Genomic DNA, 1,631 nt, shown 5'->3' on the forward strand with positions numbered 1-1,631 from the left:
CTGCCCCCAGTATCTGCCCCAGGGTCAGTGAATCAGTCCCTCGGCCGAATGGGAATCCCCAATCGATTCATGTCGGTGGGCAAACGCTCTAAATCAAGGGTCGAGTCAAATGAATCCCTCTCGATATGATCTTCCAGTTTCGGCTTTTCTGAGAATAGCATTTGCAGCGCTGTCAGCTTCCATAACCTTCACCCTAGCGGCCATTTTGTTGCCTTCGGTTTTCGGGCAGTACGTATTTGCCTTGACCCTCATAACCCTAATTACGATCCCGGTGCAGAAGGGCTGTGTAAATTTGATAATTCGAGAGCTGTCGCGCGTCGAAAAACAGAATTATATTCGAACATATGGCTCATTGATAGTTTGGCTATCGGTCAACATTATATCTATTTCAACGATTAGCGGGGTAGTCATTTTTTTGCTTTATAAGACAGGAGTTTTAACGATCGATATTAGTGGACTTAGGGTTCTTGGAGTTGCCTGGGTGATATCATTTTCTACATCAGTGTGCGCAGTTATTTCTGCGATTTTGAGGTCTTCGGGCAGAGTTCACCTGGGACAACTTCCTGAATTTTTCTTTCGCCAGTTTATTTTTTTGCTCGCGATTTTCGTCTTGCTATTTTTCGTCGGCTACAAGCTGAAGTATTTGTCATCTGTTCTTCAGGTATATGCTCTATCAGGCCTAGCAGCAGTCTTATGTAGCTTCGTCGTCTTGTTGATTTCGTCGTTGCACAGGCGCATACATTTTCGCCAAATCGATATGCAGCTTTGGGGAGCGTGGTATGGTTCGATGTTTTCCCTTTCTCTCGTTGGTGGAATGGTCGTGCTGCAATCTAATGTGGACATAATTATGATCTCTCAGCTCGCTAGCTTTGAGGATGTTGCGGTGTATAAGCTGTCAATTTCTATTGTTGCATTAACCCAATTTGGGCATAATGCTGTGTTGAGCGCACGTTCGCAACGGTTTGCGTCACTTTACTTCTCTGAGAACTTGGCAGGGCTTGAACGTGAAGCAATTTCCGCGTCGCGTTTTGCGACTGGATTTGGTTTCATATCGTTCTTCGTTGTTCTAATATTGCTTTTGGCCTATTCATCAATATTCTCTCTTTATGAGTACGAGGGTATTCTGGTTCCATTCCTTATTCTTTTTGCGGGACAACTTCTTTCTTTGCTGCTCGGTCCTTGCTCTATTATACTCAATATGACTGGGCATGAAAAAAGAAATTTAATTGCCTCTCTATTCGGTATAGTTTCGAATGTTATCGGAAACTATATTTTGGTCCCTGCTTTGGGTGTTATTGGGGCCGCGCTTGCAACCGCTTTTTCTATTCTGGTTTGGAAGTTTGTAACTTATCGGATGCTCCGATCTGCTATTGGTATAGATACTATGGCGTTTAGGAATATTTGATCTGCTTCGAGCATTTATTCTTTGAGTGCCCAACCGAAAACTAAGTTGAACCGACATTTCCCATTTGGCCGGTTGCCGATGAGCCTACGGGCACCTGACCCAGCCTTCCAAGCATTTTCTACCTCGGTCTGTTTGGAGCGCTGGGAACCGGCGGTGAAGAGCGGCAAAGCAGACTGCGTCGGCCGGGTTTGGCACCGTTTCGCCGACTTCCGGACGCACCTGTCCG

At 45.6% G+C, this 1,631-nt stretch carries 1 protein-coding gene; it reads left to right on the forward strand.

Annotated features, from left to right (window positions below; genetic code table 11):
- Positions 1-241: 241 nt before the first annotated feature.
- Positions 242-1,405: a lipopolysaccharide biosynthesis protein gene (locus P1J78_RS24810; protein ID WP_275570049.1), complete on the forward strand. Its 1,164-nt coding sequence runs from the start codon at positions 242-244 to the stop codon at positions 1,403-1,405.
- Positions 1,406-1,631 lie beyond the last annotated feature (226 nt).

The sequence above is a fragment of the Psychromarinibacter sediminicola genome (genome assembly GCF_029168335.1).
Classification (GTDB): Bacteria; Pseudomonadota; Alphaproteobacteria; order Rhodobacterales; family Rhodobacteraceae; genus Psychromarinibacter; species Psychromarinibacter sediminicola.